This is a genomic window from Burkholderia sp. AU45274, assembly GCF_030482505.1.
GTDB lineage: Bacteria > Pseudomonadota > Gammaproteobacteria > Burkholderiales > Burkholderiaceae > Burkholderia.
The window spans coordinates 51,853-76,854 of record NZ_JAUJQE010000015.1 but is presented as its reverse complement, the minus strand read 5'-3'; the positions used below and the strand labels follow the sequence as shown (position 1 = coordinate 76,854).

Sequence of the window (25,002 nt, the reverse complement as noted above, 5' to 3'; positions counted from 1 at the left end):
GAGGATCGGGGGCGGTGGCGGGCGCAAGCCGGCCGCGCGCTTATGCCCGCAATTTTACCAAGGCGCGCCGCATGATCCGGATAATATCGACGTCTCACGACAATCCGCGCGCCCGCGCCCGCCCGATTGCCCGCCTGACCCGTCCGGGGTTCGTGCGCCGGCGTGATCGGGCCGAGCCGGCGCGTGTCGCCACCAAGGAATCGACGATGGATCTCGGCATCGAAGGAAAGACCGCGCTGGTGTGCGCGGCCAGCAAGGGGCTCGGTCGCGGCTGCGCGGAAGCGCTGGCCGCCGAGGGCGTGAACCTCGTGATCGTCGCGCGCACGCGCGACACGCTGGAGGAAACCGCGGAGGAGATCCGCGCCGGCGCGAACGTGTCGGTGACCGCGGTCGCCTGCGACATCACGACGCCGGACGGGCGCGCGGCCGCGCTCGCCGCGTGCCCGCAGCCGGACATTCTCGTGACGAATGCCGGCGGCCCGCCGCCCGGCGACTTCCGCGACTTCTCGCACGACGACTGGATCCGCGCGCTCGAATCGAACATGCTGACGCCGATCGAGCTGATCCGCGCGACCGTCGACGGGATGATCGCGCGCGGCTTCGGCCGGATCGTCAACATCACGAGCTCGGCCGTGAAGGCGCCGATCGACGTGCTCGCGCTGTCGAACGGCGCGCGCTCGGGGCTGACCGGCTTCGTCGCGGGGCTGTCGCGCAAGGTCGCGGGGCAGGGCGTGACGATCAACAACCTGCTGCCGGGCCTGTTCGACACCGACCGGATCGCGACCACGCTCGCCGCGTCGGCGAAGGCGCAGGGCGTGACGGTCGACGAGCTGCGCGCGCGGCGCACGAAGGACATCCCGGCCGGCCGCCTCGGCACGCGCGAAGAGTTCGGCGCGGCGTGCGCATTCCTGTGCAGCGTGCATGCCGGCTACATCACCGGGCAGAACTGGCTGCTCGACGGCGGCGCGTATCCGGGCACGTTCTGACGCACGCACCGCCTTTCACGACGACACTAATCGAACCACGAAGGAAACGGAGATGAGCAAACCCCGCATCGCACTGATTGCGCACGACGCGAAGAAGGACGATATCGTCGCGCTCGCGGGCCAGTACCGCGAGACGCTCGCGCAATGTCGGCTGGTCGCGACCGGCACGACGGGCGGCCGTATCGCCGCCGTGCACGGGCTCGACGTCGAGCGCAAGCTGTCGGGGCCGTGCGGCGGCGACCTGCAGATCGGCGCGGAACTGGTCGACGGCCGTGTCGACATCGTCGTGTTCCTGCGCGACCCGATGACCGCGCAGCCGCACGATCCGGACATCACCGCGCTGGTGCGCGCGTGCGACGTGCACGACGTGCCGGTCGCGACCAATGTCGCGACCGCGCGGATGCTGCTCGACGATCTGGCGCGCAACATGCAGGACCGCTGCTAGGCGCAGGCTGCGGCACGAATATCCTTGTCCGGCGTCGCCATGTCTGTCTCTCTGCCGCATGGCGGCGCTGTGCGTCGAGGATGGCGATATCGGCATGGGTTGCGCCGGGCCGGGGTACTGCCGATTATCGCAATGGCCAAAACCACACTTCCGATGCCGCCCATTAGCAATCGGAGCCACAGAGGGCTCGGGCACCGTCGATCAGGTCGATATGTCCGCCACGACCGTTCATGTACCCGGTATGTTCCAGAAAGCGACCACGCCCTTTCTGGCGGCAATGCCGAGCACCGCGTCGTCTCGTCGAAACGCTTCGGCTTTGCCGAAATACGCCGGCTCCGCCAGCATCCTGGCTAGCCTGGCTTGGCCTGCCTCGACACGGCGTCCACGATGCGGCCCTTTCTGAATGACCAGTCCACCACGCAACGTTATTCCGCATTTGACAAGAGCCACACTGATCCGAATGGCGCAGGTATTTGCATACGACGGATTCTGAATCAGATCTTGCCAGCCCAGTTCTTGGTAAAGCGCTTCCCTCGAAACAGTCTTGTTGCCTGGATAGTGGCTGCTCAGTAAAGAGAACGGCGGTTTCAAACAGGTTTTCCCTCGATTAACGGCAAGGATATTTTTGTTGCAAGACATGGGTAACCAATCTTGCTGCGCTTGCCTTCAGCGCGTCTCTTGGTAGCTTCCGGAGATCGCCAATCACTTCCGAATCGATTTCTCCCGGTTTGACGCGACCGTGGTCGCACCATTCCTTGCCCTCGGTGGCATCGGCGACGCCAGCCAGATACCCGGCCATCGCGTGGCGCTGGGCGTCGGCGTACGGACTGTTGTCGGAGCGGTTCATGTCGTCGAGCAGCCGGACGCCGTCGACGCGCGATACTGCGGCCGCCGTGGCGGTGCCGATACTTGCCGACAACGACGCGAGAATGACCACATTCCGGATAAGCAAGAGTTTCATGGCGTAGGCTTGGCGAATTTGGCAAACGGCAAAATAGCACGACCGTCATCTCGTAAATGTGCGAGGCAAGAAGTTGAGCAACCAGGCCGACCTGTATCAAGGTCGCCGATTCCGGGGTGAGTACGACGACGAGGCGCGGCAGATTCGTCGCGTACCAACGGCAAGCCGAAGATGCGCAGGGGCGGTCGGGCATGGCCATCGCGGACGGAATGGAGATTCATTCGACCCAAAAGCGATGATTTGAAGGTGTCGAAGTGTGACGACCGTCATCGATTCGAAAGCGCGACGAACACACTGCTGCGACTCGTTCAAAGCCGTGCCGTCCTCCGGCATGCATGGCCCTTGCAATTCGTTTCCGGCGAAAACCCTAAAGACGTGAAGGGATTGCGATGGCGCGGTGCATGACGGCACAGGACGCGCGAGAATCAAATTTTATGACCGGTGTTCGCACGCATCACCGCAGGGGCGATGTCGACGCATTCGCCGAACACGATTCCCAGACAAACGAGGAGCGAAACGATGCCGAAAGCAATCCGATACGACCAGCCGGGCGGCCCGGACGTGATGAAGTGGGTCGATGTCGAGGTCGGCGAACCGAAGGCGGGTGAAGTCCGCATCCGGCAGCACGCGGTCGGCCTCAACTACATCGACGTCTATTTCCGCACCGGTCTGTACCCGCAAGCGCTGCCCGGCGGTCTCGGGATGGAGGCGGCGGGCGAGGTGACGGCCGTCGGCGAAGGCGTGACCACGCTCAAGGCGGGGGACCGCGTCGCGTACGTCGGGCAACCGCCGGGCGCATACGCGCAGGAGCGCGTGATGCCGGTCGACCGGCTCGTGAAGCTGCCGGACGGCATCAGCTACGACGACGCGGCGTCGGTGATGCTGCAGGGCCTGACCGCGCACTACCTGCTGCGCCGCACGTATCCGGTGAAGGCCGGCGACACGATCCTGATCCACGCGGCGGCCGGCGGTGTCGGCCTGCTCGTGTGCCAGTGGGCGAAGGCGCTCGGCGCGACCGTGATCGGGACGGTCGGCTCCGACGAGAAGGCCGCGCTCGCGAAGTCGCACGGTTGCGACCATCCGATCGTCTACACGCGTGAGAACTTCACGCAGCGCGTGAAGGAGATCACGAACGGCGCCGGCGTGCCGGTCGTCTACGACTCGATCGGCAAGGACACCTACATCGGCTCGCTCGACAGCCTCGCGCCGCTCGGGCTGTTTGTCAGCTTCGGCAACGCGTCGGGCCCGCTGCCGCCGATCGACTCGAAGGAATTCTCGTCGCGCGGCTCGCTGTTCTTTACGCGCCCCACGCTGTTCTCGTACATCGCGAAGCGCGCCGATCTCGAAGCCGCGGCCGCCGAGCTGTTCGACGTGCTGCTGTCGGGCAAGGTGAAGACCAGCATCAACCAGCGCTATCCGCTCGCGGAAGTCGGCCGCGCGCATGAAGATCTCGAAGCGCGCAAGACCACCGGCTCGACGATCCTCGTTCCCTGACCTGCCTCCCCGTGCCGGCGCCACGTCGGCACGCGCTTGTCCGGGCGGCGCCACGGCGCCGTCCGTCCCGCCTCCCGGTCCCCGCCGTCGTCCTCCCCGAATGCCACGTTTACGTGTTTTTTATACGCGCCCCGATACCTTTGACCCGTCCTTTACGTGCGTTCCCATAAGGTTCTAGTCGTCTGATTTCGACGATGGAGAACAGAAAAATGGATGGGGTTTTCATCGGCGCACTGGTGCTCTTCACCGCGCTGATCCTCGGTTTGGTCGCCGGTTGCGACAAGCTCGTGCAATACGGTCGCGGGGGGCGAGCATGACCTGGATGCTTTGGCTGGCGGGCGCGTCGACGGCCCTGCTGTTCGCGTATCTCGTCTTTGCGCTGCTGCGCGCGGAGGACATTGAATGAACGCGAACAATCTCTTTCAGACGCTGCTCTTCATCGTCGTGCTGCTGGCGGCGGCCGTGCCGGTCGCGCGCTATCTGTCCGCGGTGATGGACGGCAGCTCGCGCGTCGTGCGCGTGTTCGGGCCGCTCGAGCGCGCGCTGTACCGCGTCGCCGGCGTCGACGCCGGCAGCGAGATGAACTGGAAGCAGTACGCGATCGCGACGATCGCGTTCAACGCGCTCGGCGCGCTGTTCCTCTACGGCCTGCTGCGCCTGCAGGGCTTCCTGCCCGGCAACCCGCAGCAGTTCGGTGCGATGACGGTCGACGGCGCGTTCAACACGGCCGTCAGCTTCGTCACCAACACGAACTGGCAGGACTACACGCCCGAGCAGACCGTCAGCTACCTGACGCAGATGCTCGGCCTGACCGTGCAGAACTTCCTGTCGGCGGCAACCGGGATCGTCGTCGTGATCGCGCTGATCCGCGGCTTCGCGCGTCATACCGCGCAGACGATCGGCAACTTCTGGGTCGACCTCACGCGCGTGACGATGTACGTGCTCGTGCCGATGTCGATGGTCATCGCCGCGCTGCTGATGAGCCAGGGCGTGATCCAGAACATGAAGTCGTACCAGGACGTGCCGGTGCTGCAGGCGAGCACCTACGCCGCGCCGAAGCTCGACGCGCAGGGCAATCCGGTGAAGGACGACAAGGGCAACGCGGTCACGGTGCCGACCCCGCTCACGAAGCAGACGCTCGCGATGGGCCCGGTTGCATCGCAGGAAGCGATCAAGATGCTCGGCACCAACGGTGGCGGCTTCTTCAACGCGAACTCCGCGCACCCGTACGAGAACCCGACGCCGTTCGCGAACGTCCTGCAGATCTTCGCGATCCTGATCATCCCGGCCGCGCTGTGTCTCGTGTTCGGCCGCATGATCGGCGACCGCCGGCAGGGCATCGCCGTGCTCGCGGCGATGACGGTCGCGTTCGTGATCGCGATCGGCTTCGAGGTGAGCGCCGAGCAGGCCGGCAACCCGACGCTCGCCGCGCTGCACGTCGACCAGTCGGCGAGCGCGCTGCAGCCGGGCGGCAACATGGAAGGCAAGGAAACGCGCTTCGGCATCGCGCAGACCGGCATCTTCACGGTCGCGACCACGGCCGCGTCGTGCGGCGCCGTCGACACGATGCACGATTCGCTGACGCCGCTCGGCGGCCTCGTGCCGATGCTGCTGATGCAGCTGGGCGAAGTGATCTACGGCGGGGTCGGCTCGGGTCTCTACGGGATGCTCGTGTTCGCGCTGCTCGCGGTGTTCGTCGCCGGCCTGATGATCGGCCGCACGCCGGAATACGTCGGCAAGAAGATCGAAGCGTACGAGATGAAGATGGTGTCGATCGTCGTGCTGCTCACGCCGCTGCTGGTGCTGGTGGGCACGTCGATCGCCGTGCTCGCCGATGCGGGCAAGGCCGGCATCGCGAACCCGGGGCCGCACGGCTTCTCGGAAATCCTGTACGCGTTCAGCTCGGCCGCCAACAACAACGGCAGCGCGTTCGCGGGCCTGACGGTCGGCACGCCGTTCTACAACTGGATGACCGCGATCGCGATGTGGTTCGGCCGCTTCGGCACGATCGTGCCGGTGCTGGCAATCGCCGGCTCGCTCGCCGCGAAGAAGCGCATCGCGGTGACGAGCGGCACGCTGCCGACGCACGGTCCGCTGTTCGTCGTGCTGCTGCTCGGCACCGTGCTGCTGGTGGGCGCGCTGACCTACGTGCCGGCGCTCGCGCTCGGCCCGGGCGTCGAGCACCTGATGATGTGGCTGGGCGCGTGATGCGCGCCCGCATGGCGACACCTTGAAAAGACTGAAGAGATTGAAGAGATCGCAATGACTCAACATTCCGCAACACGGTCCATGTTCGATCCGGCGCTGCTGCGCCCGGCGATCGTGGACTCGTTCAAGAAACTCACGCCGCGCACGCAGTTCCGCAATCCGGTGATGTTCTGCGTGTACGTCGGCAGCATCCTGACCACGATCCTGTGGATCGCGGCGCTCGCCGGCCAGGCCGAGGCGCCCGCGGGCTTCATCCTCGCGATCGCGCTGTGGCTGTGGTTCACCGTGCTGTTCGCGAACTTCGCCGAAGCGCTCGCCGAAGGGCGCTCAAAGGCGCAGGCCGCGTCGCTGCGCAGCGCGAAGAAAGACGTGATGGCGAAGAAGCTCAACGAGCCGCATCCGAAGTCGCCGATCCGCATCACGACCGCGACCGAGCTGCGCCGTGGCGACGTCGTGCTGGTCGAGGCCGGCGACGTGATCCCGGCCGACGGCGAGGTGATCGATGGCGTTGCGTCGGTCGACGAATCGGCGATCACCGGCGAATCCGCGCCGGTGATCCGCGAATCGGGCGGCGACTTCTCGTCGGTGACGGGCGGCACCCGCGTGCTGTCGGACTGGATCGTCGTCAAGGTCACCGCGAACCCGGGCGAGGCGTTCCTCGACCGGATGATCGCGATGGTCGAAGGCGCGAAGCGCAAGAAGACGCCGAACGAGATCGCGCTGACGATCCTGCTCGTCGCGCTGACGATCGTGATGCTGCTCGCCACCGCCACGCTGCTGCCGTTCTCGATGTTCTCGGTCGAAGCGATGAAGGCCGGCCACGTGGTGACGATCACCGCGCTCGTCGCGCTGCTCGTGTGCCTGATCCCGACGACGATCGGCGGCCTGTTGTCCGCGATCGGCGTGGCCGGGATGAGCCGGATGATGCAGGCCAACGTGATCGCGACGTCGGGCCGTGCGGTGGAAGCCGCCGGCGACGTGGACGTGCTGCTCCTCGACAAGACCGGCACGATCACGCTCGGCAACCGCCAGGCATCGACGTTCGTGCCGGCGCCGGGCGTGACCGAGGAAGCGCTGGCCGATGCCGCGCAACTGTCGTCGCTCGCCGACGAAACGCCGGAAGGCCGCAGCATCGTCGTGCTCGCGAAGGAGCGCTTCAACATTCGCCAGCGCGACATGGGGCAGCTGCACGCGACGTTCATCGGCTTCTCCGCGCAGACGCGGATGAGCGGCGTCGACCTGCCGGGCCGTGAAATCCGCAAGGGCGCGGCCGACGCGATCCGCCACTACGTCGAGACGCACGGCAGCCGCTTCCCGGAAGAAGTGCGCCGCGCGGTCGACGAAGTCGCGCGCCGCGGCAGCACGCCGCTCGTCGTGGCCGACCTGCATGAAGGCGCGGCGCGCGTACTCGGCGTGATCGAGCTGAAGGACATCGTGAAGGGCGGCATCAAGGAGCGCTTCGCGGAACTGCGCAAGATGGGCATCAAGACCGTGATGGTGACGGGCGACAACCGGCTGACGGCCGCGGCGATCGCGGCGGAAGCGGGTGTCGACGATTTCCTTGCCGAAGCGACGCCGGAAACCAAGCTCGCGACGATCCGCGAACACCAGGCCGCAGGGCGCCTCGTCGCGATGACCGGTGACGGCACCAACGACGCACCGGCGCTCGCGCAGGCCGACGTCGCCGTGGCGATGAACACCGGCACGCAGGCGGCGAAGGAAGCCGGCAACATGGTCGACCTCGACTCGAACCCGACGAAGCTGATCGAGATCGTCGAGATCGGCAAGCAGATGCTGATGACGCGCGGATCGCTGACGACGTTCTCGATCGCGAACGACATCGCGAAGTATTTCGCGATCATCCCGGCCGCATTCGTGACGACGTATCCGCAGCTGCGCGTGCTCGACATCATGCACCTGACGTCGCCGGCGTCGGCGATCCTGTCGGCGGTGATCTTCAACGCGCTGATCATCGTCGCGCTGATTCCGCTGGCGCTGAAGGGCGTCACGTACCGGCCGCTCGGCGCCGCGTCGCTCCTGCGCCGCAACCTGCTGGTGTACGGCCTCGGCGGCGTGCTGCTGCCGTTCCCGTTCATCAAGCTGATCGACATGACGCTCGCTGCACTCGGCTGGGCCTGAGCCGGCCGTATTTGAAGGAAACATCATGAAAACGTTGATTCGTCCGCTCGTCGTGCTCTTTGTCGTCCTGACTGCCGTGACGGGGCTCGCCTATCCGGCCGTGATGACCGTGTTCGGCCAGGCCGTGTTCCCGTCGCAGGCGAACGGCAGCCTGATCGACAAGGACGGCAAGGCGGTGGGCTCCGCCCTGATCGGCCAGCCGTTCGATGCGCCGAAGTACTTCTGGGGCCGGTTGTCGGCGACCTCGCCGATGCCGTACAACGCGACCGGCTCCGGCGGCTCGAACCTGGGCCCGTTGAACCCGTCGCTCGCCGACCAGGTGAAGGGGCGCATCGCAGCGCTGCGCGACGCGGGCACCGACATGTCGAAACCCGTGCCGGTCGACCTCGTGACGGCGTCGGCCAGCGGCCTCGATCCGGAGATCACGCCGGCCGCCGCCGCGTACCAGGTCGAGCGCGTCGCGAAGGCGCGCAACCTGGCGCCCGACGCGGTCGCGCAGCTCGTCGCCGCGAATACGACGGGCCGCCAGTTCGGCGTGCTCGGCGAACCGCGCGTGAACGTGCTGAAGCTGAACCTCGCGCTCGATGCGGCGCAGGCCGCGCACTGAGCGCGCGTCCGGGCTTCCGACGGCAACCGGCGTCCGGCGCGGCACGATCCGCGCCGGGCGCGCCTTTTCCCGACGGCGCATGCGCCGTCTTTGCCTTTTGCGGCGATTTGGAACAACAATGCTCGTACTCGCGCGCATCCGGGCGCTCCGCCTTTCTGACGCATGAATCGTCCCGATCCAGACCAACTCCTCGACAAGCTGCAGCGTGACGAAGAAAAGCAGCGGCGCGGCCAGCTCAAGATCTTCTTCGGCGCATCGGCCGGTGTCGGCAAGACCTACGCGATGCTGCAGGCCGCGCGCCAGCGCCTGCAGGAAGGCGTCGACGTCGTCGTCGGCATCGTCGAGACCCACGGGCGCAGCGAAACCGCCGCGCTGCTCGACGGCCTCGACGTGCTGCCGCTTGCGCGCATCGACTATCGCGGCCGCACGCTCGCCGAATTCGATCTCGACGGCGCGCTCGCGCGTGAGCCGCAACTGATCCTCGTCGACGAACTCGCGCATTCGAACGTGCAGGGCGCGCGGCACCTGAAGCGCTGGCAGGATGTGTACGAACTGCTCGACGCGGGCATCGACGTCTACACGACCGTCAACGTCCAGCACCTCGAAAGCCTGAACGACGTGGTCGGCGCGATCACCGGCATCCGCGTGTGGGAGACGGTGCCCGACCGTGTGTTCGATGCGGCCGACGAAGTCACGCTCGTCGACCTGCCGGCCGAGGAGCTGCTCGAGCGGATGCGCGACGGCAAGGTCTATCTCGCGCAGCAGGCCGAGCGCGCGGTGCGCAACTTCTTCCGCAAGGGCAACCTGATCGCGCTGCGCGAACTGGCGCTGCGGCGCACGGCCGATCGCGTCGACGCGCAGATGCGCGAGTATCGCGCCGACCGCTCGATCCAGCGCATCTGGCAGGCACGCGAGCGGCTGCTCGTGTGCGTCGGGCCCGGCCCTGAAGCGCCGACGCTCGTGCGCGCGGCCGCGCGGCTCGCCGCGAGCCTGAAGGCCGACTGGATCGCCGTCTATGTGGAGACGCCGCGCCTGCAGCGGCTGCCCGATGCGCGACGGCAGCGCACGCTCGATGCGCTGAAGCTCGCGGCCGAGCTCGGCGCGGAGACGGCCACGCTCGCCGGCGCCGACGCGGTTGCCGCGCTGATCGGCTATGCGAAGGTGCGCAACGTGTCGAAGATCGTCGCGGGCGGCTCGCCGAAGGTCGGGCTCGTGCGCCGCTTCGTGCGGCCGTTCGGCGAGAAGCTGGCCGAACGCGCGGGCGACGTCGACCTGATGCTGATCCGGGCGTCCGCGAGCGACGAGGCGCGCGCAGCCCCCCTCGACGCACGTGCGCGCGACTGGCGCGATGCATTCGCGCAGTTCGGCACGCACCGTTCGCCGCCGCGGCATTACGTATATGCGGCCGCGATCTGCGCGGCGATCACGGTGGTCGCGAGCCTCGTGTCCGAGCGGCTCGACCTCACGAACCTCGTGATGCTGTACCTGCTCGGCGTCGTGTTCTCGGCCGTGCGGCTCGGGCGCGGCCCGGGCGTGCTGCAGTCGTTCCTGTCGGTGGCCGCGTTCGATTACTTCTTCGTGCCGCCGCGCATGTCGTTCTCGGTCAGCGACACGCAATACCTGCTGACCTTCTTCGGGATGCTGCTGACGTCGCTCGTGATCAGCCACCTGACGTCGACGCTGACGCGCCAGGCGAGCGTCGCGCAGCGCCGCGAGCGCCGCACCGGCGCGATCTACGCGATGGCGCGCGAGCTGGGCGCGGCGCTGACGACCGAGCAGATCGTCGAGATCGGCAGCCGTCACGTGGGCGAGGTGTTCCGCGCGCGCGTCGCGTTCCTGCTGCCCGACAGTGCGGACAAGGTGCGCCAGAAGATCGAGGAGCCCGATGCGGCCGTCACGCTGACGGGCACCGACCTCGACAGCGACGTCGGCCAGTGGGTGTACGACCAGCAGAAGCCGGCCGGCCGCGGCACCGATACGTTGCCCGCGACGGCCGCGCTGTACCTGCCGCTGAAGGCGCCGATGCGCACGCGCGGCGTGCTCGCGGTCGCATCGCGCGAGCCGCGCGAACTCGAGGTGCCGGAGCAGCAGCGGATGCTCGACGCGTTCGCCGCGCAGATCGCGCTCGCGCTCGAGCGCGTGCACTACGTGGAGATCGCGCGCGACGCGCTCGTCAACATGGAGTCCGAGCGGCTGCGCAACTCGCTGCTATCGGCGATCTCGCACGACCTGCGCACGCCGCTCACGACGATCGTCGGCTTCTCGTCGATGCTCGCGAACGGGCGCGCAGCCGCGCAGGGCGGCGACGCCGCGGCGGCCGAACGCTTCGCGCAGCGCGAGGGCGAACTCGTCGATGCGATCCACGACGAGGCGCTGCGGATGACGGGCATCGTCACGAACCTGCTCGACATGGCGCGGCTGCAGGCCGGCAGCCTGCAGTTGAAGCGCCAGTGGTCGCTGCTCGAGGAAACCGTCGGCGCCGCGCTCGCCGCCTGCAAGCGCGTGCTTGCGCACCATCCCGCGCGCGTCGTGTTGCCGGCCGATCTGCCGCTCCTGCAGATGGACGCGGTGCTGATGGAGCGCCTGTTCACCAACCTGTTCGAGAACGCGGCGAAGTACACGCCGGCCGATACGCCGCTCGACATCGGCGCCGAGCGCGTGACCGACGACGGGCTGCCGTTCGTGCGCGTGCTCGTCGACGATTACGGTCCCGGCCTGCCGGCCGGGATGGAAACGCGGATCTTCGACAAGTTCACGCGCGGCGAGAAGGAATCGGCGACGCCGGGCATTGGCCTCGGCCTCGCGATCTGCCGCGCGATCGTCGAAGCGCACGGCGGTAAAATCGGCGCGTTCAACCGGACGGCACCCGACGGCCACGTGACGGGCGCGCGTTTCTGGTTCACGCTGCCGGTCGAGACGCCGCCGGCCGCGCCTGCCGTACCCGACGACGAACCCGAAGTGCCGGGTGCGTCGTCCCCATCCGAATCATTGCCAGATCATGAGTGAACCCAGCCTGACCGTCGTCCTGATCGAGGACGAAAAGCAGATCCGCCGTTTCGTGCGCGCCGCGCTCGAGGAGGAGGACATCGCGGTGTTCGAGGCCGAGACGGGCAAGCAGGGGCTGATCGACGCGGCGACGCGCAAGCCCGATCTCGTGATCGTCGACCTCGGCCTGCCCGATACCGACGGCCTCGACGTGATCCGGGAATTGCGCGGCTGGTCCGAGGTGCCGGTGATCGTGCTGTCCGCGCGCACGCAGGAAGAAGAGAAGGTCGCGGCGCTCGATGCGGGCGCCGACGACTACCTGACCAAGCCGTTCGGCGTGTCCGAACTGCGCGCGCGGATCCGCGCGCAACTGCGCCGGCGTAACCAGGGCGGCGCGAACGAGTCGCCAAAGGTGACCTTCGGCACCGTGACCGTCGATCTCGCGCTGCGCCAGGTGTGGCGCGACAACGAAATCGTGCACCTGACGCCGCTCGAATACCGGCTGCTCGCGACGCTCGTGCGGCACGCGGGGCGCGTGCTCACGCACCGCCAGCTGCTGCGCGACGTGTGGGGGCCGTCGCACGTCGAAAGCCACCACTATCTGCGCATCTACATGGCGCACCTGCGCCAGAAGCTCGAGCGCGACCCGGCGCAGCCCGAGTACATCGTGACCGAGACGGGCGTCGGTTACCGGCTGGTCGGCGCCGCATGACGGGCGTCGCCGGGTCGCAGCTGCACCCGTGCGCGTGACGTCGCATGCCGGCAGGGTTGCGCCGGCGCGACAGTCTCGCGGCCGGCGCGCGCGTTGCACACCCGGCGCTCATTCCCCGTTATCCTGACCGTTCCGCGAGCGAAAACGAGGAGCGTGCAATGTCCGTCCGTCTGGTCGTCATCTGTGCGCTGGCGCTTGCCGCGTCTGGCGCGTTCGCCCAACCGCTGCCGCCCGGGCAGCAACCGTCGTCGCAGCAGCAGGCGATGGCCAATCCCGCGTCGGTCAATTGCGCCAAGCTCGGCGGCCGCCACACGACCCGCAACCTGTCGAGCGGGCAGGTCGGCATGTGCGTGTTCAAGGATGGCCGCGTGTGCGAGGAGTGGGCGCTGTACCGCGACGACCGCTGCGTCGCCGGCGTCACGCCGAAGCGCGTGTCGAACTGACCGGGCCTGGCCGATCGTGCCCCCGATCGGCCGCCGGCCGCGCGCCGCGTCCGTAAGCATCTTGTTATACTCGGCGCCGCCTGGGGACGACCCCGGGTCATTCGTTTCAACGGGGACGGCCCCATCCGATACGGAGTACGTCGAGATGGCGTGGGTATTGTTGTTCATTGCCGGTTTGCTGGAAGTGGCCTGGGCGGCCGGCATGAAATCGTCGGACGGCTTCACGAAGCTCGGTCCGTCGGTGTTTACGATCGTGACGGCGCTGGCCAGCTTCGGGCTGCTCGCGGTCGCGATGCGCCAGCTGCCGCTCGGCACCGCGTACGCGGTGTGGACGGGCATCGGCGCGGTCGGTGCGTTCGTGTTCGGCATCGTGATGATGGGCGAGGCGCTGACCGTCGCGCGCGTCGCGAGCGCCGTGCTGATCGTCGCGGGGCTGATCGGCCTGAAGCTGTCGTCGGCTGCGTGACGACGGCACCCGGGCGCGTGCGCGCCCGGTGCCGCACTGCGGATTTGCGCCGGCCGCCCATCTAGCCTGTCTATAATGGAACGCATTCGGGCCTGAATACCGTCGTGCTTCTCGCGGCACGCGGTGCCGGTCGCCACGCGCCGCGCGGCCGGTCTGTCCGACCCGATCCGATCAATCGGCAAATCGCACGGAAAGTGCAAGGAGAGGGCCATGATCGAAGCCATTTCGCTCGGCGCGGGGCTCGCGTGGGCGAGCGGCCTGCGCCTGTACCTGACCGTGCTGATCGCCGGCGTGCTGGCGCGGTTCGGCTGGCTCCACCTGCCCGACACGCTGGCCGTCCTGATGTCGCCGTGGGTCATCGGCGCCGCGGCCGTGCTCACCGTCACCGAATTCCTTGCCGACAAGATCCCCGCGTTCGACTCGCTGTGGGATGCCGTGCACACCTTCATCCGCATTCCGGCCGGCGCCGTGCTCGCAGCCGGCGCGCTCGGCCATGCCGATCCGACCGTGCTCGCGGTCGCAGGGCTCGCCGGCGGCTCGCTCGCCGGTGCCGCGCACGTGGCGAAGGCCGGCACGCGCGCGATGATCAACCTGTCGCCCGAACCGATTTCGAACTGGATCGCGTCGTCGACCGAGGACGGCCTCGTGGTCGGCGGGCTCGTGCTCGCGTTCTTCGTTCCGCTCGCGTTCCTCGTGCTGCTTGCCGCCTTCATCGCGGCGTCCGCGTGGGCGCTCCCGCGCCTGTGGCGCGGTGTCTCGGGCGGCTTTCGCGGCATGGCGAACCACATGGTGTCGCGGCTCAACTCGATCGGGGGGAAGCGCGATTGAAGGGGCGGCAACCCGCGGCGCAGCCGCCGGCCGGGCACCCCGGCCATGAGGTGAACGCGCATGCCGGCCGCTTCGGCCTGCGCGACCTGATCCGCCAGGCCGCCCGCATGACCGCGCGCGACTGGCGCGCGGGCGAGTTGACGCTGCTCGTCCTTGCACTGGTGCTCGCGGTCGCGGCGCTGACGAGCGTCGGCTTCCTCGCCGACCGCCTGCGCCAGGGGCTCGAGCGCGACGCGCGCCAGATGCTCGGCGCCGATTTCGTCGTGCGGGCCGATCGTCCCGTCGATCCGTCGTTCGATCAGCAGGCCCGCGCGCTCGGCCTGCGTACTGCGACGACCGCCATCTTCCCGAGCATGATCGCGTCCGCCACGGGCGGGCAGGCGACCGACGCGGCGCCGTCGCGCCTCGCGGCCGTGAAGGCCGTGTCGCCCGGCTATCCGTTACGCGGCGCGGTCGAGATCCTGCCGGCCGGCGCGGCCACCGCGCAGAAGGCGGCCGCGATTCCCGCGCCCGGCACCGTTTGGGCCGATCCGGCGCTGCTCGATGCGCTGCACCTGAAGGCCGGCGATACGGTGCGCGTCGGGCTGCGCACGTTCAAGGTCGCCGCGTCGATCTCCCGCGAGCTCGATCGCGGGTTTTCCTTCGTCAATTTCTCGCCGCGGCTGATGATGCGCGCGGACGAGCTGGCCGCGACGGGGCTCACGGGCTATGGCAGCCGTGTCACGTACCGGCTGCTGGTTGCCGGTGACCAGCAGGCCGTCGCACGCTTCGAGGCGTATGCGCACGCACGTGTCGACGGCGGGAAGCTGCGCGGCGTCGGTCTCGAGTCGTTGCAGGAAGGCCAGCCGCAGGTGCGGCAGACGCTGGATCGCGCACGCCACTTCCTGACGCTTGTCGCGCTGCTCACCGCGCTGCTCGCGGCGGTCGCGATCGCGATGGCCGCGCAGCGCTACATGCGGCGCCATCTCGACGGCTGCGCGACGATGCGCTGCCTCGGCGTGAGCCGCCGCACGCTCGGCGCGCTGTTCGCACTCGAATTCGCTGGCATCGGGATCGTGTCCGGCGCTGCAGGCGCGGTGCTCGGCTATGGCGGCCACTGGGCATTGCTGGCCGCGCTCGGCAGCCTGATCGACGTGGTGCTGCCGCCCCCCACGCTGTGGCCGGCGCTGATCGGCATGGGCGCCGCGCTCGTGTTGCTGCTCGGTTTCGCGCTGCCGCCGCTCGTGCCGCTCACGCGCGTGCCGCCGGTACGCGTGCTGCGGCGCGAGTGGGGCGACGCGTCGCGCACGGCGTGGGTCGCGTATGCGGTCGGCGTCGTGCTGTTCGCGGGGCTGCTGATCGCGGCCGCCGGCAACCTGAAACTCGGGCTGATCGTCGCGGGCGGTTTCGCCGGCGCGCTGGTCGGTTTCGCGCTGATCGCGCGGCTCGTGCTGTTCGCCGCCGCGCGTGCGGTGCGCAACGCGCGCGTGGCCGCGGGCGTCGGCTGGCGTTACGCGCTGGCGTCGCTGCACCGGCGCGGCACGGCGAGCGCGCTGCAGATCACCGCGCTCGCGCTCGGCCTGATGTGCCTGCTGCTGATCGCGATCACGCGCAACGACCTCGTCGCGGGCTGGCAGCAGTCGACGCCGCCCGATGCGCCGAACCAGTTCCTGATCGACATCCAGCCCGACCAGCGCGCCGACGTCGCGGCCTATCTGGCCGCGCACGGCGTGCGCGACGCGGTGCCCGAGCCGATGGTGCGCGGCCGCCTCGTCGCGATCAACGGCAAGCCGGTGAATCCGGAGGCCTACCCGTCCGAGGAGGCGCGCCGGCTCGTCGACCGCGAGTTCAACCTGTCCTATACGACCCGGTTGCCGTCCGACAACCGGATCGTCGAAGGCGACTGGTTCGGCACCGCGGCGACGCCGCAGATCTCGATCGAGGCGGGCCTCGCGAAGACGCTGAACGTGAAGCCGGGCGACGTGCTGCGCTTCGACGTGACGGGGCTGACGGTCGACGCGCCGATCACGAGCGTGCGCAAGCTCGACTGGGGTTCGTTCCGTGTCAATTTCTTCGTGCTGATGCCGCCGCCGGTGCTGAAGGATTTCCCGGCCGTGTACCTGACGAGCTTCCATTTGCCGGCATCGAATGCCGCGCTGCTCGATCCGCTGATCGCGCGCTATCCGAACCTGACCGCAATCGACGTCGCGCCGATCCTCGCGCAGTTGCAGCGGATGATGCTGCAGGTGGTCGGCGCGGTGCAGTTCCTGTTCATGTTCACGCTCGCGGCCGGCGTGCTCGTGCTGTACACGGCGCTCGCCGGCACGCGCGACGAGCGGGTGCGCGAGGCCGCGCTGCTGCGCGCGCTCGGCGCGTCGCGCGCGCAGGTCAACGCGGTGCAGCGCGCGGAGTTCGTCGTGGTCGGCGCGCTGGCCGGTGCACTGGCGTCGGCGGGCGCGATCGCGGTCGGCTGGGTGCTCGCGTCGCGCGTGTTCGATTTCCAGCTCGCCGTCGATCCGTGGCTCGTGCCGGCCGGCATCGCGGCCGGCGTCGCGTGCGCCGGTGCGGCCGGCTGGCTGAGCCTGCATAATGTGCTGCGGCGCCCCGCGCTGCAGTCGCTGCGCGACGCATGAGCGTCGCCGGCGGCCCCGAAGATCCTGTTTTCCGACTATCCGTATGACCGATGTGAATGACGATGCGCCGTCGCAGCCGACGGCGTTCGAGCTCGTGGGCGGTGAAGCCCGCGTGCGCGAAATGGTGGACCGCTTTTACGACCTGATGGATCTCGAGCCCGAGTTCGCGCAGATTCGCGCGCTGCACCCGGATTCGCTCGACGGTTCGCGCGACAAGTTTTTCTGGTTCCTGTGCGGGTGGCTCGGCGGCCCCGACCACTACATCAGCCGGTTCGGCCATCCGCGGCTGCGCGCGCGGCACCTGCCGTTCCCGATCGCGTCGGTCGAGCGCGACCAGTGGCTGCGCTGCATGGCGTGGGCGATGGAGGACATCGGGCTGCCCGAGCCGCTGCGCGAGCGGCTCATGCATTCGTTCTACGACACGGCCGACTGGATGCGCAACCGGCCCGGTTGATCGACCGGTACGCCGCCGCCCGCGCGCGGGACGATCTGCGTCTGGGCGCGCGCGCCGCGCGGCGCGACACTGGCCGCTTCCCCCAATCGATACGAGGCTCGCCCGATGACGACACAAGCGCTGTTTCGCGAAGACGCGTACCTCACGCAATGCGACGCGGTCGTGCTGGCCGTCGGCGACGACGGCATCCGGCTCGACCGCACCGTGTTCTATCCGCTCGGCGGTGGCCAGGCCGGCGACACCGGCACGCTGACGCTGCCCGACGGCAGCACGATCGCGATTGCCGATACGCGCAAGGCCAAGTTCGACGGCGCGACGCCCGACGACGCCGTGCACGTGCCCGCACCGGGGCAGGAGGTAAGCGTCGCGGCGCTCGAGCCCGGCACGCGCGTGATCGCGGAGATCGACTGGCTGCGCCGCTATCGCCACATGCGGCTGCATACCGCGGCGCACCTGATGTGCGCGGTGCTGCCGTACGCAGTCGATGGTTGCAGCGTGACGGCCGACTACGTGCGGCTGGATTTCGCGACGTCCGACGCGATCGACCGCGATGACGTCGAGCGGCGCCTCGCCGGCCTGGTGGGCGGCGCGCATCCGGTCACGACCGAATGGATCACCGACGACGAGATGGCCGCGCGGCCGGACCTCGTGCGCACGATGAGCGTGAAGCCGCCGATGGGCCTCGGCCGTGTGCGGCTGCTGCGCATCGAGCAGGTCGACCTGCAGCCGTGCGGCGGCACGCATGTGCGCAATACGTCCGAAATCGGCGAGCTGCGGGTCGCGAAACTGGAAAAGAAGAGCGCGCGCACCCGGCGCCTCGTACTGGAGTTTGCATGACGATTGACACCCCCCACGCGGGCGCGGCGGCGCTCGATCCGCAAGCGCGGGAAATTCTCGATTTCTGGTTCGGCGAGCCGGGCTCGGCCGAGTTCGGGCAGAACCGCAAGGTCTGGTTCAACGGCGGAGCGGCATTCGACGACGTGCTGCGCACGCGCTACGGCGCGTTGCTCGACGCCGCGTGCGACGGCGCTTGCGATCACTGGGCGGGCTCGCCGTCGGGGGCACTGGCGTTGATCGTCGTGCTCGACCAGTTCTCGCGCAACATCCATCGCGGCACGCCGCGCGCGTTTGCCGCCGATCCGAAGGCGCTCGCGCTCGCGCGCCGCGTCGTCGCGGCCGGCTGGGACGCGCAGTTGCCGAGCGGCCATCACCGCGCGTTTGCGTATCTGCCGTTCGAGCATGACGAGTCGGTCGAGAGCCAGCGCGAAGCCGTGCGCCTGTGCGCGGGCATTCGCGACGAAGCAGGGTGCGAGAGCTATCATCGCTTCGCGTTGCTGCATGCGGCCGTCGTCGAGCGCTTCGGCCGCTTTCCGCACCGGAACGCGATTCTCGGTCGGGCATCGAGCGACGAGGAGACGGCGTTTCTTCGCGAGCCTGGTTCGTCGTTCTGAGGATTCGGGCGGCGGTGTGACGCGGGAAGAGGGGAGGCCCACGGGGTCACGCGGGCACGGTGGCGGCAGGGCACGCCGGTCGGCGGCGCGCATTTCCCGATGGCTGTTCGCTGCTCGGGCGGTGGTGCTCACCATGCCACGCCCGCTACGACGGCAAGCACGGCGGCGCGTCTGCCGTGCCTCCCCGCATTACTCGACGTGCTGTTCAGGCGTGCGCACGTACACGCGCAGCAGTTCCTCGTTGTCGCCCGGGCGGGCGCCCGTCCAGAACAGTTTCCATTCGTCGCCGGGCGCCGGATCGACGGCCCGCACGCCCTGCACGATCATCCAGGTGCAGCGCGTCGTCTTCGCGTCGGCGATCGGCGTGTGCTGGATGCCGGAGAAGTAGTACAGCATCGGCGCTTCCGATTCGCCGAGCCCGTGCAGGCTCGCCATGCAGTCGCCGTCGTTCCATTCGAGCGCGAGGTGCGCGTTCAGGTCGTCGAACACCGAGCGGTAGCTCTTCGCGACATCGAGCCACGGCAGCAGCAGCGTGTAAATGAGCCCCCACGCAACGAGTGCGCCGGCGCCCCACGACAGCGCGCCGCGCCAGACGCCGGTCGTACGCAGCTTCGGCAGCAGCGTCAGCCAGCCGACCGTCAGCGCGAGCGCACCGATCACGAGCGCGGGTTCGATCGGCATCGTCCAGTCGAGCGGCAGCCAGCGGCCGAGCAGCGTCAGATCCTTGCGCGACGCGGCCGGATCGGCCATCACCGCCCAGATGGCCCAGGCGAGCGCGGCGGCCGTGCCGAACAGGATGCGGCTCAGGTAGTCCCACGCGAGATGCAGCTGGCGCGGCAGGCGGTCGATGGCCTGTGCGGCGACCAGTGCGAGCGGGGCGAAGAACGGCAGGATGTAGAGCTGGCGCGACGTCGCGGACACTTGCAGCACGGCGAGCCCGACGACCGTGAACATCACCGGCAGCGCGATGCGCGGCGTGCGCCAGTCGCGCCATGCGCCCCGCGCGAGCGCGACGATCGCGAGCGGCGCGACCGGGAAGCCGACGAGCAGGAACGCACGCAGGATGAAGAACGGCTTGTCGTTTTCCGCGCCCAGTTGGGGGACGGAGAAACCGAAGAAGCGGCCGACGTTGTTATCCCAGAACCACGTCATGAACAGCGTCTCGGAGCGCAGGAACAGTGCGGTCGGCCAGACGAGCGCGAACGGCGCGAACACGAGTGCGGCGATGCCGAGCGAGCGCGCGAACGCGCGGGTGCGGCAGGCCGGATAGAGCACCATCGCGCCGACGAGCGTGGCGGCAAACACGAGCGGCACGAACAGCCCCTTCGTCATCAGCGCGATGCCGACGCCCGCGCCGAAGATCGGCGCGGCCCAGCGGCCCGACGGCCGGACCGGCAGCCCGTGCCGCATCTGCTGCGCGCGCGTGACGTGCTGCATCACGAGTTCGAGCAGCCCGCAGAACGCGATTGCCGTGCCGGCGAACAGCGCGACGTCGGTCATCATGTCGTGCACGTGCTTGATGACGACGAGCGTGCCGGCGCTCAGCACGACGGGACCGATCACGCGCAGGTCGAGCCAGGCGTCCGCGCGGCTGGCGACGCGCGCCGCGCGCGCGATGAAGCCGAATGCCAGCGCGGCGAACAGCGCGCTCGCGAGCCGGGCCGCGTCGTGCAGCGGCATGACGCGCTGCAGCAGCCAGGCGAGGCTGGTCGCGACCCACGCGTAAAGCGGCGGCTTTTCCATGAACGGCAGGCCGGCATTGGTCGGCACGACGAAGTCGCCGGTCTCGAGCATGTGCTGGATGATGCCGAACGTGTAGGTTTCGTCCTGCTTCCACGGATCGTGGCCGAGCACGCCCGGCAGCGTATACGCGCAGATCAGCGCGGCGACGAGCAGCCACGCGCGCCAGCCGAGCAGGCGCGAGCGTTCGCGCGTCGTGCTGGTGGCGGCGGTCGACGCGGCGACGGGCGTGCCGGCGGCGTCGAGCGTTGCGGTGAGATCGGCGTCGGCGGTCGAGTGGGTGTGCGGGGCCGGAGCGGGCACAGACGTGCGTCGCCGGCTGGGCGCTGCGGTTCCAGGCATGGAAGGAATCTCGGGTCGAGTCGAGCCGGTCCGGCGACGTGGGCAGGACCGATTGGGGCCATATCAAAGGCCAACGGACGGATGTTTATGACACCTGTCTGAATGTCCGCTAGTAGACCACGGAATTGTTACGGTGGATTACCGTTCGTGTCACGAAATTGTGGAGATTTGTGGTGTCGTGACGACGGATTGCTTTGGACGGCGGTTTTTGATGTGCGGCAGTGCGGAATTACCGGCCGCCGCCGACGTCGAGCAGGGCGCCCGTCGTGTAGGACGCCGCGTCGCCGAGCAGCCAGACGATTGCTTCGGCGATCTCCTGCGCTTCGCCCGCGCGGCCGAGCGGCGTCGTGGCGCCGAGGCGGGCCGCACGGCCCGGCTGGCCGCCACTCGCGTGAATGTCGGTCTCGATCAGGCCGGGTCGGACCGCGTTGACGCGCACGCCGTGCGGGCCGAGTTCCTTCGCGAGACCGATCGTCAGCGAGTCGACCGCGCCTTTCGACCCCGCATAGTCGACGTATTCGTTCGGCGAGCCGAGCCGGGAGGCGATCGACGATACGTTGACGATCGCGCCGCCGCGGCCGCCGCGGTCGGTGGAGAGCCGGCGCGCGGCCTCGCGCGCGCACAGATACGCGCCGAGCACGTTGGTGTCGAACATCCGCCGCAGCCGGTCGGCCGGCATGTCGGCGAGCGGCATCGACGGCGCGACGATGCCCGCGTTGTTGACGAGCGCGTCGAGGCGGCCGAATGCGGCCGTGACGGTGTCGAACATCGCGACGACATCGGCTTCGTTCGCGACGTCGCCCGCGACGACGCACGCGCGGCCGCCCGCATCGCGGATGGCCTGCGCGGTGAGTTCGGCCGCCGCCGCGTCGCGCGCGTAGTTGATGCCGACGTCCCAGCCGCGCTCGGCCGCGAGCACGGCGGTCGCGCGGCCGATGCCACGGCTCGCGCCGGTGATGAGGACGGCCTTGCGGTCGGACGGTGCGGTCATCGCGTGCGGGTTCCGGTGACGGTTACTTGGCCGCGTCGGGCGCCCACTTGTCGCGGGCGGGCGGCTGGTAGCGACGCAGTCGCTCGATCAGCTCGACGGGTTCCGACTCGACGCACAGTGCGTCGAAATAGGCCGGACGCATGAAGCCCTCGTCGACCGTATGACGCAACAGCGCGATCAGCGGATCGTAGAACGAATCGATGTTGTAGACCGCGACGGGCTTGCGGTGATAGCCGAGCTGCGCCCACGTGTAGACTTCGAAGAGCTCTTCGAGCGTGCCGGCGCCGCCGGGCATCGCGACGAACGCGTCGGAGAGATCGGCCATCATCTTCTTGCGGTGGTGCATGTCGGGCACGACGTGCAGTTCCGACAGCCCCGTATGGCCGACTTCCTTGTCGACGAGCAGTTCGGGGATCACGCCGACCGCACGGCCGCCGGCCGCCATCACTTCGTCGGCGATCACGCCCATCAGGCCGACCCGGCCGCCACCGTAGACGAGCGTGAGGCCCGCATCGACGAGCGCGCGACCGAATGCGCGCGCGGCATCGGCATAGACCGGCCGCACGCCGGACGACGAGCCGCAGTAAACACAAACAGCCTTCATTGCTTGGAGTCCTTGGCGGGTGCCTGCCCGGTGACGACGGGGCTGTCGGCGGGGCGCGGCGAGCCGTCGCGCGGCGGCAGGTAGTCGGTGAACTGGCGCTTCGGCAGCTTGCCCGAGACCAGGTCGTCGAACAGCTGGCGCGAACGGCCGCGCAGGTACGGTGCCATCACGGAGATCACGTGCATGCTGACCTGGTGCAGTTCCTCGCGGATCGCGTCCTGGTCGTTGTATTTGCGCGGATGCATCACGTACTGATACGACAGCCAGTACGTCGAAATGACGGCCATGTTGGTGGCGATGACTTCGATCTCCGCGGGCGTCGCGACCATCTCGGCGTCGGACACGAGCAGCTCGCACATGTCGCGCGCGAAGCGCACCTTGTGGCTGATGATCTGCTTGAAGTGCGTCTCGAGCGTGCGGTTGCGGGCGAGCAGGTCGTTGAGGTCGCGATACAGGAACCGGTAGGTCCACATGAAATCGGCCATGTACTGCAGGTACGACCAGGTTTCGTCGATCGTCGGACGATGATCTTCGGGAAAGCGCAGCCGCCGTTCGATCTGCTGCTCGAACTGCGCGAAGATGCTGTTGATGATGTCGTCCTTGTTGCGGAAATGGTAGTACAGGTTGCCTGGACTGATTTCCATTTCCTCGGCGATCGTCGTGGTCGTGACGTTCGGCTCGCCGATCTCGTTGAAGAGTTTCAACGACAACTCGAGAATCCGTTCGCGGGTGCGGCGGGGAGGTTTCGCTTCCATGTCGTCCGGCCCTGTGTGTGCCGGACTGGCGGGCGCTGCAATCGATGCTGCGTGATTCGTCCGGCGCGGGTTGCTGTTCTATGTCTAGCGGACGATTATAAACCGGGGTTTCGCCACATCGGGGCATTTCGTGATCGCCGCCCCGCGCGGCGCATGGTGCAGCGCCGCACGCGGGCGGTGCGCCAGATACCCGCGGGGCAGCCGTCTAGAAGCCGAGCCAGCGTGCGACGACGGGGCCGAGCACGAAGCCCCACGTCGTCACGCACGCGAACAGCGCGACGGTCACGGCTGCGCTGCCGAGGTCCTTCGCGCGCTTCGAGAGTTCATGACGCTCGAGCGAGATGCGGTCGATCGCGGCCTCGACGCTCGAGTTCAGCAGCTCGACGATCAGCACGAGCAGCACCGACGCGATCAGCAGCGCACGCGATGCCGCCGGCACCGGTGCGAACGCGCCGATCGGGAGCATCAGCGCGGCGAGCGTGAGTTCCTGGCGAAACGCGCTCTCCTCGCGGATCGCCACGCGAAAGCCGTTCAGCGAATGCTTGAGGGCGTACCAGGCGCGCGTGATGCCGCGATGGCGCTTGTACGGGTTCGGCGGCAGCGGCGCGAGCCGATCGTCGGGGCCGAGCGGCTCGTGCGCGTGCACGTCCGCGTCGGCGTGCGGCTCTTCCTCGTCGAACGGGCGGTGCCGTTGCGGCGTTGCGTCGGGGGGCGGGATTTTGTCGTTCAGGTCTCGTTTCAAACGGCGGCACCTTCTGCTGGCGAGTACGCGGTCTTCGGCAGCGGCTTCAGATGCGACGCGAACTGCTCGGATGCCGCGCGCCACGAGAAGCGTTCGGCCCACGCGCGCGCAGTGGTGCGTTCGATCTTCAGCGCCTCGAGGCAGGCTTCCTGCAGGTCTTCGTGCATTGCGCCGGCGTCGCCTTCGCCGAGCACGTCGATCGGGCCCGTCACGGGATACGCGGCTACCGGCGTGCCGCAGGCGAGCGCCTCGAGCAGCACGAGGCCGAACGTGTCGGTGCGACTCGGGAACACGAACACGTCGGCCGCAGCATACACCTTGGCGAGCTCGGCCTGTGACAGCACGCCGAGATAGTTTGCTTCCGGATAGCGCGACTTCAGCTCCGCGAGCGCGGGGCCTTCGCCCGCGACCCACTTCGAGCCGGGCAGGTCGAGGCGCAGGAATGCCTCGACGTTCTTCTCGATCGCGACGCGGCCCACGTACAGGAAGATCGGCCGCGCGGTATTGAGCACCTTCGATTCCATCGGCCGGAACACGTCGAGATCGACGCCGCGCGTCCACAGCACGACGTTCGTGAAGCCGAATTTCTCGAGGTCCTGCTTGACGACCGGCGTCGGCGCCATCACCGCGAGCGACGGGCCGTGGAACCAGTGCAGGAAGCGGTAGGTCGCGGCGAGCGGGATGCCGAAGCGCGCCTGCACGTATTCCGGAAAGCGCGTGTGGTACGCGGTCGTGTACGGCAGCTTGCGCGAACGCGCGTAGCGTCGCGCGGCGAGGCCGAGCGGGCCTTCGGTCGCGATGTGCAGCGCGTCGGGTGCGAACGCATCGATCCGCGCGCGCAGCTTGCGGTACGGCAGGATCGACAGGCGGATCTCCGGGTAGGTCGGGCAGGGCACCGTACGGAATTCCAGCGGCGTCAGCAGTTCGACGCGGTGGCCGAGCGCGGTGAGTTCGCGCGACGTGCTCTTCAGCGTGCGCACGACGCCGTTGACCTGCGGTTCCCACGCGTCGGTGACGATCATGATCTTCATCGCGGC

General features: G+C 68.6%; 25 protein-coding genes. 17 read left to right on the top strand and 8 right to left on the bottom strand.

Annotated features, from left to right (window positions below; translation table 11 throughout):
- Nucleotides 1-206: 206 nt before the first annotated feature.
- Both QZM35_RS34130 and QZM35_RS34125 read left to right on the top strand, forming a co-directional pair.
- Nucleotides 207-986: an SDR family oxidoreductase gene (locus QZM35_RS34130; protein ID WP_089426002.1), complete on the top strand. Its 780-nt coding sequence runs from the start codon at nucleotides 207-209 to the stop codon at nucleotides 984-986.
- A 52-nt stretch (nucleotides 987-1,038) separates the two neighbouring features.
- The gene (locus QZM35_RS34125) at nucleotides 1,039-1,431 is read left to right on the top strand and encodes a methylglyoxal synthase (RefSeq protein WP_089431514.1); all 393 of its coding nucleotides are present in this window, start codon (nucleotides 1,039-1,041) and stop codon (nucleotides 1,429-1,431) included.
- A 228-nt stretch (nucleotides 1,432-1,659) separates the two neighbouring features.
- On the opposite strand, the gene QZM35_RS34120 is transcribed toward QZM35_RS34125, so the two are convergent.
- Nucleotides 1,660-2,022: a T6SS effector amidase Tae4 family protein gene (locus QZM35_RS34120; RefSeq protein ID WP_301777580.1), complete on the bottom strand. Its 363-nt coding sequence runs from the start codon at nucleotides 2,020-2,022 to the stop codon at nucleotides 1,660-1,662.
- 16 nt (nucleotides 2,023-2,038) lie between these two features.
- Nucleotides 2,039-2,392 (bottom strand): Rap1a/Tai family immunity protein, encoded by a 354-nt coding sequence (locus QZM35_RS34115; RefSeq protein WP_143329842.1) that lies wholly within the window; start codon nucleotides 2,390-2,392, stop codon nucleotides 2,039-2,041.
- 519 nt (nucleotides 2,393-2,911) lie between these two features.
- Here QZM35_RS34115 and QZM35_RS34110 point away from each other — a divergent pair.
- The 15 genes from QZM35_RS34110 (at nucleotide 2,912) to QZM35_RS34040 (ending at nucleotide 18,791) form a co-directional block, all read left to right on the top strand.
- Entirely contained in the window at nucleotides 2,912-3,886 is a 975-nt protein-coding gene (locus QZM35_RS34110) for a quinone oxidoreductase (RefSeq protein ID WP_089426627.1), read from the top strand.
- 194 nt (nucleotides 3,887-4,080) lie between these two features.
- On the top strand, nucleotides 4,081-4,203 hold the full coding sequence (locus QZM35_RS34105; protein ID WP_256976802.1) for a hypothetical protein: 123 nt from the start codon (nucleotides 4,081-4,083) through the stop codon (nucleotides 4,201-4,203).
- Nucleotides 4,200-4,292 carry a K(+)-transporting ATPase subunit F gene (gene kdpF, locus QZM35_RS34100; RefSeq protein WP_006752209.1) on the top strand — a complete coding sequence of 31 codons (93 nt, stop codon included), beginning with the start codon at nucleotides 4,200-4,202 and terminating at the stop codon, nucleotides 4,290-4,292. Before QZM35_RS34105 ends, kdpF begins: the two co-directional genes overlap by 4 nt.
- On the top strand, nucleotides 4,289-6,094 hold the full coding sequence (gene kdpA / locus QZM35_RS34095; protein WP_089425998.1) for a potassium-transporting ATPase subunit KdpA: 1,806 nt from the start codon (nucleotides 4,289-4,291) through the stop codon (nucleotides 6,092-6,094). Before kdpF ends, kdpA begins: the two co-directional genes overlap by 4 nt.
- A gap of 54 nt (nucleotides 6,095-6,148) precedes the next feature.
- Nucleotides 6,149-8,233, top strand: a complete 2,085-nt coding sequence (kdpB, locus tag QZM35_RS34090) for a potassium-transporting ATPase subunit KdpB (protein ID WP_089431508.1) — start codon at nucleotides 6,149-6,151, stop codon at nucleotides 8,231-8,233.
- 25 nt (nucleotides 8,234-8,258) lie between these two features.
- On the top strand, nucleotides 8,259-8,840 hold the full coding sequence (kdpC, locus tag QZM35_RS34085) for a potassium-transporting ATPase subunit KdpC (protein ID WP_089431507.1): 582 nt from the start codon (nucleotides 8,259-8,261) through the stop codon (nucleotides 8,838-8,840).
- Nucleotides 8,841-9,002: 162 nt separating this feature from the next.
- The gene (locus QZM35_RS34080; RefSeq protein ID WP_089431505.1) at nucleotides 9,003-11,846 is read left to right on the top strand and encodes a DUF4118 domain-containing protein; all 2,844 of its coding nucleotides are present in this window, start codon (nucleotides 9,003-9,005) and stop codon (nucleotides 11,844-11,846) included.
- Complete coding sequence (gene kdpE / locus QZM35_RS34075; protein ID WP_039370506.1) at nucleotides 11,839-12,537, top strand: two-component system response regulator KdpE; 699 nt, start codon at nucleotides 11,839-11,841, stop codon at nucleotides 12,535-12,537. Before QZM35_RS34080 ends, kdpE begins: the two co-directional genes overlap by 8 nt.
- Nucleotides 12,538-12,695: 158 nt before the next feature.
- Nucleotides 12,696-12,980, top strand: a complete 285-nt coding sequence (locus tag QZM35_RS34070; RefSeq protein ID WP_089431503.1) for a DUF333 domain-containing protein — start codon at nucleotides 12,696-12,698, stop codon at nucleotides 12,978-12,980.
- 145 nt (nucleotides 12,981-13,125) lie between these two features.
- Nucleotides 13,126-13,446: a quaternary ammonium compound efflux SMR transporter SugE gene (gene sugE / locus QZM35_RS34065; RefSeq protein WP_089425993.1), complete on the top strand. Its 321-nt coding sequence runs from the start codon at nucleotides 13,126-13,128 to the stop codon at nucleotides 13,444-13,446.
- Nucleotides 13,447-13,656: 210 nt separating this feature from the next.
- On the top strand, nucleotides 13,657-14,274 hold the full coding sequence (locus tag QZM35_RS34060) for a DUF4126 domain-containing protein (RefSeq protein ID WP_011352729.1): 618 nt from the start codon (nucleotides 13,657-13,659) through the stop codon (nucleotides 14,272-14,274).
- Between the two features lie 107 nt (nucleotides 14,275-14,381).
- On the top strand, nucleotides 14,382-16,886 hold the full coding sequence (locus QZM35_RS34055; RefSeq protein WP_367620803.1) for an ABC transporter permease: 2,505 nt from the start codon (nucleotides 14,382-14,384) through the stop codon (nucleotides 16,884-16,886).
- Nucleotides 16,887-16,929: 43 nt separating this feature from the next.
- A complete protein-coding gene (locus tag QZM35_RS34050; RefSeq protein ID WP_069248490.1) occupies nucleotides 16,930-17,340 on the top strand; it encodes a group II truncated hemoglobin in 411 nt (136 codons plus the stop codon).
- A gap of 105 nt (nucleotides 17,341-17,445) precedes the next feature.
- A complete protein-coding gene (locus QZM35_RS34045) occupies nucleotides 17,446-18,177 on the top strand; it encodes an alanyl-tRNA editing protein (RefSeq protein ID WP_089431501.1) in 732 nt (243 codons plus the stop codon).
- Nucleotides 18,174-18,791 carry a DUF924 family protein gene (locus QZM35_RS34040; protein WP_301777578.1) on the top strand — a complete coding sequence of 206 codons (618 nt, stop codon included), beginning with the start codon at nucleotides 18,174-18,176 and terminating at the stop codon, nucleotides 18,789-18,791. Before QZM35_RS34045 ends, QZM35_RS34040 begins: the two co-directional genes overlap by 4 nt.
- 189 nt (nucleotides 18,792-18,980) lie before the next feature.
- Here QZM35_RS34040 and QZM35_RS34035 read toward each other — a convergent pair whose 3' ends face one another.
- From QZM35_RS34035 to QZM35_RS34010, 6 genes are all read right to left on the bottom strand, one after another.
- Nucleotides 18,981-20,873: a glycosyltransferase family 39 protein gene (locus tag QZM35_RS34035; protein ID WP_301777577.1), complete on the bottom strand. Its 1,893-nt coding sequence runs from the start codon at nucleotides 20,871-20,873 to the stop codon at nucleotides 18,981-18,983.
- 229 nt (nucleotides 20,874-21,102) lie between these two features.
- On the bottom strand, nucleotides 21,103-21,864 hold the full coding sequence (locus tag QZM35_RS34030; RefSeq protein ID WP_301777576.1) for an SDR family oxidoreductase: 762 nt from the start codon (nucleotides 21,862-21,864) through the stop codon (nucleotides 21,103-21,105).
- Nucleotides 21,865-21,886: 22 nt separating this feature from the next.
- A complete protein-coding gene (locus QZM35_RS34025; RefSeq protein ID WP_048020480.1) occupies nucleotides 21,887-22,468 on the bottom strand; it encodes a TIGR00730 family Rossman fold protein in 582 nt (193 codons plus the stop codon).
- Nucleotides 22,465-23,223, bottom strand: coding sequence for a TetR/AcrR family transcriptional regulator (locus QZM35_RS34020; RefSeq protein ID WP_021161119.1), 759 nt, complete (start codon nucleotides 23,221-23,223; stop codon nucleotides 22,465-22,467). Before QZM35_RS34020 ends, QZM35_RS34025 begins: the two co-directional genes overlap by 4 nt.
- 205 nt (nucleotides 23,224-23,428) lie before the next feature.
- Nucleotides 23,429-23,965: a diacylglycerol kinase gene (locus tag QZM35_RS34015; RefSeq protein ID WP_039370536.1), complete on the bottom strand. Its 537-nt coding sequence runs from the start codon at nucleotides 23,963-23,965 to the stop codon at nucleotides 23,429-23,431.
- Nucleotides 23,962-24,996, bottom strand: coding sequence for a glycosyltransferase family 1 protein (locus tag QZM35_RS34010; protein ID WP_059531147.1), 1,035 nt, complete (start codon nucleotides 24,994-24,996; stop codon nucleotides 23,962-23,964). Before QZM35_RS34010 ends, QZM35_RS34015 begins: the two co-directional genes overlap by 4 nt.
- Between the last annotated feature and the right edge of the window lie 6 nt (nucleotides 24,997-25,002).

Coding starts and splice junctions, on each gene's coding strand:
- QZM35_RS34105 (WP_256976802.1), top strand. CDS start 4,081: ATGGAGAACAGAAAAATGGATGGGGTTTTCATCGGCGCACTGGTGCTC.
- QZM35_RS34010 (WP_059531147.1), bottom strand. CDS start 24,996: ATGAAGATCATGATCGTCACCGACGCGTGGGAACCGCAGGTCAACGGC.
- QZM35_RS34030 (WP_301777576.1), bottom strand. CDS start 21,864: ATGACCGCACCGTCCGACCGCAAGGCCGTCCTCATCACCGGCGCGAGC.
- kdpE (WP_039370506.1), top strand. CDS start 11,839: ATGAGTGAACCCAGCCTGACCGTCGTCCTGATCGAGGACGAAAAGCAG.
- QZM35_RS34130 (WP_089426002.1), top strand. CDS start 207: ATGGATCTCGGCATCGAAGGAAAGACCGCGCTGGTGTGCGCGGCCAGC.
- QZM35_RS34125 (WP_089431514.1), top strand. CDS start 1,039: ATGAGCAAACCCCGCATCGCACTGATTGCGCACGACGCGAAGAAGGAC.
- QZM35_RS34045 (WP_089431501.1), top strand. CDS start 17,446: ATGACGACACAAGCGCTGTTTCGCGAAGACGCGTACCTCACGCAATGC.
- kdpF (WP_006752209.1), top strand. CDS start 4,200: ATGACCTGGATGCTTTGGCTGGCGGGCGCGTCGACGGCCCTGCTGTTC.
- QZM35_RS34055 (WP_367620803.1), top strand. CDS start 14,382: ATGACCGCGCGCGACTGGCGCGCGGGCGAGTTGACGCTGCTCGTCCTT.
- QZM35_RS34110 (WP_089426627.1), top strand. CDS start 2,912: ATGCCGAAAGCAATCCGATACGACCAGCCGGGCGGCCCGGACGTGATG.
- kdpB (WP_089431508.1), top strand. CDS start 6,149: ATGACTCAACATTCCGCAACACGGTCCATGTTCGATCCGGCGCTGCTG.
- kdpA (WP_089425998.1), top strand. CDS start 4,289: ATGAACGCGAACAATCTCTTTCAGACGCTGCTCTTCATCGTCGTGCTG.
- QZM35_RS34060 (WP_011352729.1), top strand. CDS start 13,657: ATGATCGAAGCCATTTCGCTCGGCGCGGGGCTCGCGTGGGCGAGCGGC.
- QZM35_RS34025 (WP_048020480.1), bottom strand. CDS start 22,468: ATGAAGGCTGTTTGTGTTTACTGCGGCTCGTCGTCCGGCGTGCGGCCG.
- QZM35_RS34050 (WP_069248490.1), top strand. CDS start 16,930: ATGACCGATGTGAATGACGATGCGCCGTCGCAGCCGACGGCGTTCGAG.
- QZM35_RS34070 (WP_089431503.1), top strand. CDS start 12,696: ATGTCCGTCCGTCTGGTCGTCATCTGTGCGCTGGCGCTTGCCGCGTCT.
- QZM35_RS34020 (WP_021161119.1), bottom strand. CDS start 23,223: ATGGAAGCGAAACCTCCCCGCCGCACCCGCGAACGGATTCTCGAGTTG.
- kdpC (WP_089431507.1), top strand. CDS start 8,259: ATGAAAACGTTGATTCGTCCGCTCGTCGTGCTCTTTGTCGTCCTGACT.
- QZM35_RS34035 (WP_301777577.1), bottom strand. CDS start 20,873: ATGCCTGGAACCGCAGCGCCCAGCCGGCGACGCACGTCTGTGCCCGCT.
- QZM35_RS34115 (WP_143329842.1), bottom strand. CDS start 2,392: ATGAAACTCTTGCTTATCCGGAATGTGGTCATTCTCGCGTCGTTGTCG.
- QZM35_RS34040 (WP_301777578.1), top strand. CDS start 18,174: ATGACGATTGACACCCCCCACGCGGGCGCGGCGGCGCTCGATCCGCAA.
- QZM35_RS34080 (WP_089431505.1), top strand. CDS start 9,003: ATGAATCGTCCCGATCCAGACCAACTCCTCGACAAGCTGCAGCGTGAC.
- sugE (WP_089425993.1), top strand. CDS start 13,126: ATGGCGTGGGTATTGTTGTTCATTGCCGGTTTGCTGGAAGTGGCCTGG.